At 62.5% G+C, this 6,357-nt stretch carries 6 protein-coding genes; all 6 read left to right on the forward strand.

What is annotated here, in order from left to right; translation table 11 throughout:
* Window positions 1-529 (forward strand): UDP-3-O-(3-hydroxymyristoyl)glucosamine N-acyltransferase (locus tag JNL55_RS36260; RefSeq protein WP_293866643.1); only part of this gene is annotated, 529 nt, incomplete at its 5' end.
* 11 nt (window positions 530-540) lie between these two features.
* Window positions 541-1,032, forward strand: a complete 492-nt coding sequence (gene fabZ / locus JNL55_RS36265; RefSeq protein ID WP_415923239.1) for a 3-hydroxyacyl-ACP dehydratase FabZ — start codon at window positions 541-543, stop codon at window positions 1,030-1,032.
* 15 nt (window positions 1,033-1,047) lie between these two features.
* The gene (lpxA, locus tag JNL55_RS36270; RefSeq protein ID WP_293866646.1) at window positions 1,048-1,836 is read left to right on the forward strand and encodes an acyl-ACP--UDP-N-acetylglucosamine O-acyltransferase; all 789 of its coding nucleotides are present in this window, start codon (window positions 1,048-1,050) and stop codon (window positions 1,834-1,836) included.
* A 9-nt stretch (window positions 1,837-1,845) separates the two neighbouring features.
* Window positions 1,846-3,042, forward strand: a complete 1,197-nt coding sequence (gene lpxB, locus JNL55_RS36275; RefSeq protein ID WP_293866650.1) for a lipid-A-disaccharide synthase — start codon at window positions 1,846-1,848, stop codon at window positions 3,040-3,042.
* A 40-nt stretch (window positions 3,043-3,082) separates the two neighbouring features.
* Window positions 3,083-3,751: a ribonuclease HII gene (gene rnhB, locus JNL55_RS36280; RefSeq protein ID WP_293866653.1), complete on the forward strand. Its 669-nt coding sequence runs from the start codon at window positions 3,083-3,085 to the stop codon at window positions 3,749-3,751.
* Between the two features lies 1 nt (window position 3,752).
* A partial coding sequence (gene dnaE / locus JNL55_RS36285; RefSeq protein ID WP_293866656.1) for a DNA polymerase III subunit alpha occupies window positions 3,753-6,357 on the forward strand: 2,605 nt, incomplete at its 3' end.

Here is a 6,357-nt window from a genome sequence, read left to right on the forward strand (position 1 = left end):
GCCGAGCGTCGTGATCGGCGCCGACGGCTTCGGCCTCGCGCCCGATAAAGGCGAGTGGCTCAAGGTCCCGCAAGTGGGCACCGTGCGTATCGGCAACGACGTCGAGATCGGTGCCAGCACCACCATCGACCGTGGTGCCATCGAGGACACGGTGATTGGCGACGGCGTGAAGATGGATAACCAGATTCAGGTCGGCCACAACGTGCGCATCGGCGATCACACGGCGATTGCGGGCTGCGTCGGTATTTCCGGCAGCGCCGTCATCGGCAAGCGTTGCATGATCGGCGGCATGGTCGGCGTGGCCGGTCATCTGAGCATTTGCGACGACGTGGTGATCACCGGTAAATCGTTCGTGAACAGCAGCATCCGTAAGCCCGGCTACTACTCCAGCGGGATACCGGTCGACGAAACGACTCGTTTCCGCAAGAATGCGGCCCGCTTCCACCGGCTGGACCAATTCGTTCGCGAAGTCCGCCGGCAGCGTGGTGCCGCCGATGAGTCCGCGGCGCCGGCAGAACCCGAGGAATAACAAGGCTTCAGATGACCGAGAGCACGCAGAATCCCGAGACCGCCGCTGGCGACGTCCTGACCATGGATATCCATGAAGTCATGCGTCGGCTACCGCATCGCTATCCGTTCCTGTTGGTGGACCGGGTGCTCGAGTGCGTCTCAGGCAAGCACATTCGCGCGCTCAAGAACGTGACCATCAACGAGCCGTTCTTCCCCGGTCACTTTCCGCATCGGCCAGTGTTCCCTGGCGTGATCATTCTGGAAGCGCTGGCGCAGACGGCCGGCATCCTGGCGTTCGTCACCGCCGGCGTGTATCCGGACGAGCATCGGCAGCTGTACTTCGTCGGCATCGACAAGGCCCGCTTTCGCCGGCCGGTGGAGCCGGGCGATCAGTTGATCCTGAAGGCGACGCTGGAACGCTCGATCCGCGGCATCTGGAAGTTTTCCACGGTCGCCGAAGTGAACGGCGAGGAAGCTTGCAGTGCTGAGATGATGGTGGCGCCGGGCGAGACCAAGAAGTAAGCGGAAGTTGCCACGATGGCTATTCATCCTACAGCCCTGATCGACCCTAGCGCGCAGCTCGCGCCCGACGTGCAAGTTGGCGCGTATACGGTCATCGGGGCCAACGTCGTCATCGGCGCCGGCACCTGGATCGGCCCGCACGTGGTGGTCGACGGGCCGACCACCATCGGCAGCGACAACAAGATTTTTCAGTTCGCCTCGATCGGCGCGGCGCCCCAAGATCTGAAATACAACAACGAGCCGACACGGCTCGAGATCGGCGATCGCAACACGTTTCGCGAGAACGTCACCGTCAATCGCGGTACCACCAAGGATCAGTTGGTCACCAAGATCGGTAGCGACAATCTGTTCATGACCGGTTCGCATGTCGGCCACGATTGCGTGATCGGCTCGCATTGCGTGCTGGCCAACTACGCAACGCTCGGCGGTCACGTCATCATCGGCGACTGGGTGCACATGGGCGGCTTCGCCGGCATCCATCAGTTTTGTCAGGTCGGCGCGCATGCCTTCATCGCCAACAACACGGCGGTGACGCGCGATGTGCCGCCGTTCGTGATGGCAGTCGGCCGGCCTGCCGAGCCGCACAGCGTGAATTCCGAAGGCCTGAAACGACGCGGCTATTCGGCCGAACAGATTCGTAACATCCGCGATGCGTATCGGATCCTGTATCGCTCGCAGTTGAAGCTCATCGAAGCCACCGAACAAATCGAACAGCGCGGCAAGGACCAACCCGAGCTGCAACTGCTGATCGATTTCCTCAACGACTCCACGCCGCGGCGTGAGCGAGTTGGCATCGTCCGGTAGCGGCCGTCAGTGACTAAGTCCGACGCCGCACCACTCATCGTCCTGGTCGCCGGCGAAGCTTCCGGGGACAACCTCGGTGCGCAGCTCATTGCCGCGCTTCGACAGCGCATTCCGCAGGCACGCTTTGCCGGCATTGCCGGGTCGCGCATGGCTGCGGCTGGCTGCGAAGTGTGGGAGCGGGTGGAAAGCCTGTCGGTGATGGGCTTGTTCGAAATCATCCCGCACCTACCGCGGCTGTTTCGGATTCGACGCATGCTCATCGATCGAGTGCTGGCCGAGCGCCCGGCGGTGTACGTCGGCGTCGACGCCAAAGAATTCAATCTACGCATCGCGCCGCGTTTCAAAGAGGTCGGCATTCCGACCGTGCAGTACGTCAGCCCGCAGGTCTGGGCCTGGCGCCAGGGTCGCGTGCAGACCATCGGGCGCGCGGTGGACCTGGTGCTGTGTCTGTTGCCGTTCGAGAAGCCGTTCTACGACGCGCATTCGGTGCAGGCCGAGTTCGTCGGCCATCCGCTCGCCGATCAAGTGCCCATGGAGATGAGCGCCGAGACCGCGCGTCGTCAGCTGGCGCTGCCGGAGAAGGATCAGTACGTCGCGGTGCTGCCGGGCAGCCGGCAAGGCGAGGTGTCGCGCCTCAGTCCGGATTTCACGCTGACCATGGCTTGGTTGCTGGAGCAGCGGCCGCAGTTGCGTTTCATCGTGGCGCTGGCGAACGAGGCGACCCGGCGCATTTTCGAGGAATCGCTGGAGCGAGCGGTGGCCAGCTGTCCGGCGTTGCGCGATCGGGTCACCCTGATCAACGGGCACGCGCAAGAGGTGATGGCGGCCAGCGACGTGGTGCTGCTGGCCTCGGGCACGGCGACCCTGGAAGCGACCCTGGTGAAGCGTCCCATGGTGGTAGCCTATCGCCTCGGGCTGCTGACAAGTTTTCTGCTCAAGCATTTGAAACTCTTCAAGGCGCCGTTCTTCGCCCAGCCCAATCTGCTGGCTGGCCGGGCGCTGGTGCCGGAGTTTTTCAATGCCGAGGTGCGCCCCGACGTGCTGGGGCCTGCGGTACTTCAACAACTCGAGCGTGCCGATCGCGCCGAGCTCGTGCAAACTTTCGCCTCCATCCACGAGACGCTCCGACGCGACGCCAGCGCGCGTGCCGCCGATGCCATCGTGGAGTTGTTGGTCAAGCGCCGCTTGTCGGGCGGCACTCCATAACAGCGCTTCGGCGCTCGCGCAGGTGGCTTAGAAGAACGCGATGGCAGCATCCCAGCGGACATTGGCTTTGCCGTTGCAGGCGCCCGGGCTGGTCGCGGGCGTGGACGAGGCGGGGCGCGGGCCTTTGGCCGGTCCGGTCGTCGCGGCTGCGGTGATCCTGGATCCGCGCCGTCGTATTCGAGGCATCAACGATTCCAAGCAGCTCGAGGCCGAGGAGCGGGAAGCGCTGTTCGTCAAAATTCGCAGCACCGCGCTGTCCTGGTCGGTGGCCTGGGCCGACGTGGCCGAAATCGATTGCCACAACATCCTGCAGGCTACCCACCTGGCAATGCGCCGCGCCCTCATCGGTTTGCACATTCAACCCGGTCACGTGCAGATCGACGGCAATCTGTGCCCGTCGTTCGTCGGCATGCCGATGAAATGCAGTTACGAAGCCATCATCGATGGCGACGCGCTCAAGACTTGTATCGGTGCCGCGTCGATCCTGGCCAAAGTGACGCGCGATCGCATGATGGTCGAGCTCGACGCGCTCTATCCGGAATACGGCTTCGCTGCGCATAAGGGCTACAGCACGCCACAGCACTACAAGGCGTTGCAGAGTCACGGCCCCACGCCCATCCATCGCTACAGCTTCGAGCCGGTGCGACTGGCTGCCGAACAGCGCTTGTCGTGCGCCGGCCTGGGCGAAAAATCGGTCGTCGGTCTGTAACGTGACTGCATTCGTCCATCTCCACCTGCACACCGAGTACTCGCTGGTCGACAGCGTGGTGCGCATCACCAGCGAGAGCGAGGGCAGTCCTGGCCTGATGGATGCGGTCGCTGCTGCGAAGATGCCGTCGGTGGCGCTCACCGATCAGAGCAATCTGTTCGCGATGGTGAAGTTCTACAAGGCGGCGCAGTACGCCGGCGTGAAGCCCATCATCGGCGTCGATCTGCGCGTGCACGAAGTCGGCGAACGGGTCGAGCCGTCGTCGTTGGTGCTGCTGTGTCAGAACGCCGTCGGTTATAACAATCTGTCCAAGCTGGTCAGCAAGTCGTATCTGGAAGGCCAGAAGAAGGGCGTGGCCACCATCGACCGCAACTGGCTCAATGCCGAAGACCTGCAAGGCCTGATTGCCTTGTCGGCGGGACGTGAAGGCGACGTCGGCCGCGCCATTCTCACCGGTCGCGACGATGAAGCCCGCAACGCGCTCGATTTCTGGTTGAGCTTGTTCGGCGATCGTTTCTATTTGGAACTGCAACGTACCGGTCGCGAAGGCGACGAGCGTCACGTGCAGGGCGCGCTGGACATCGCCATCGCTCGCGGCATTCCGGTGGTTGCGACCAACGACGTGCGCTTCATTCGTCGCGAGGATTTCGAATCGCACGAAGCCCGCGTCTGTATTCACGACGGTATGTTGCTCGCCGATCCCAAACGCCGGCGCCGCTTCACCGAACAGCAATATCTGAAGTCGCCCAAGGAAATGGCCGAGCTGTTCAAGGATGTGCCCGAGGCGCTGGAGAACACGGTCGAGATCGCACGCCGCTGCAGCTTGGAGCTGAAGCTCGGCAAGAGCGTGCTGCCAAAGTTCCCGACGCCCAACGACATCCCGGTCGATGACTTCCTGCGTGAGCAATCTCGCAATGGCTTGAAGGAGCGGCTGATCCAGCTCAAGGCGGCGCCGGTGAAGGGCCGCGAGATCACCGACCAGGAATACACCGAACGTTTGGAAATCGAGCTGGGCGTCATCATCCAGATGGGCTTCCCCGGCTACTTCCTGATCGTCGCCGACTTCATCGAGTGGGCGAAGAACAATGGCGTGCCCGTCGGCCCAGGCCGCGGCTCCGGCGCCGGTTCGTTGGTGGCGTACTGTCTGGGTATCACCGATATCGATCCGCTGCGCTACGACTTGCTGTTCGAGCGCTTCTTGAATCCCGAGCGCGTCTCCATGCCCGACTTCGACGTCGACTTCTGCATGGACGGTCGCGACCGCGTGATCGACTACGTTGCGCAACACTACGGCCGCGAGCGGGTTTCGCAGATCATTACTTACGGCACCATGGCGGCGAAGGCCGTGGTGCGAGACGTGGCGCGTGTGTTCGGCCAGAGCTACGGTTTCGCCGATTCCATCGCCAAGCTGATTCCGTTCGAGCTGGGCATCACGCTCAAAGACGCGCTGGCCAAGGAAGAGGAGCTGCGGCGTCGTTATCAGAACGAAGAAGAGACGCGCGCCATTCTGGACATGGCCATGTCGCTCGAAGGCTTGGTGAGAAACGCCGGCATGCACGCCGGTGGCGTGGTGATCTCGCCGTCGGTGCTGACCGATTTCTCGCCGCTGTTCTGCGACGAGAACGGGCAGAGCGTGGTGACCCAGTTCGACAAGGACGACGTCGAACAGGCCGGCCTGGTGAAGTTCGACTTCCTGGGCTTGCGTACGCTCACCATCATCGATTGGGCGGTGAAGGTCATCAATATCCAGCGCGCGCAGAAGGGCGAGACGCCGCTGGATATGAATGCGCTGCCGATGGACGACGTCGCGACGTTCGACTTGCTGAAGCGCTACGAAACCACCGCGGTATTCCAGCTGGAATCTCGCGGCATGAAAGATCTGATCCGCCGCTTGCAGCCGGACTGCTTCGAAGACATCGTCGCGTTGGTGGCACTGTTCCGTCCCGGCCCGCTGGAGTCGGGCATGGTCGACGACTTCATCGAACGTAAACGCGGCAAGACCACCGGCCCGATCGATTATTTGCATCCGGATCTGCAGCCGGTGCTGGCGCCCACCTACGGCGTCATCTTGTATCAAGAGCAGGTGATGCAAATCGCGCAGGTGCTGGCCGGCTATTCGCTGGGCGGCGCCGACTTGCTACGTCGCGCGATGGGTAAGAAGAAGCCCGAGGAAATGGCCAAGCAGCGGACCATTTTCGTGACTGGTTCGACCGCGCGCGGCGTGGACCAGCACCAGGCCGAGCACATCTTCGACTTGATGGAAAAGTTCGCCGGTTACGGCTTCAACAAATCGCACTCGGCGGCGTACGCGTTGCTGACGTATCAAACGGCGTGGTTGAAAGCTCACTATCCGGCGGCGTTCATGTCGGCGGTGTTGTCCTCCGATATGGACAAGACCGACAAGGTAGTGACGCTGATCGACGAAGCGCGCCGCATGCGGCTGAAGGTCGAACCGCCCGATGTGAACTCCTCGCAGTTCATGTTCACCGTGTCCAACGATCGCACCATCCGTTACGGGCTTGGCGCCATCAAAGGTGTCGGTCAGAACGTGGTGGAAATGTTGGCCGACGCACGCAAGACCGAACCGTATCGCGATCTGCCGGACA

Source organism: Steroidobacter sp. (genome assembly GCF_016790065.1).
Lineage (GTDB): Bacteria > Pseudomonadota > Gammaproteobacteria > Steroidobacterales > Steroidobacteraceae > Steroidobacter.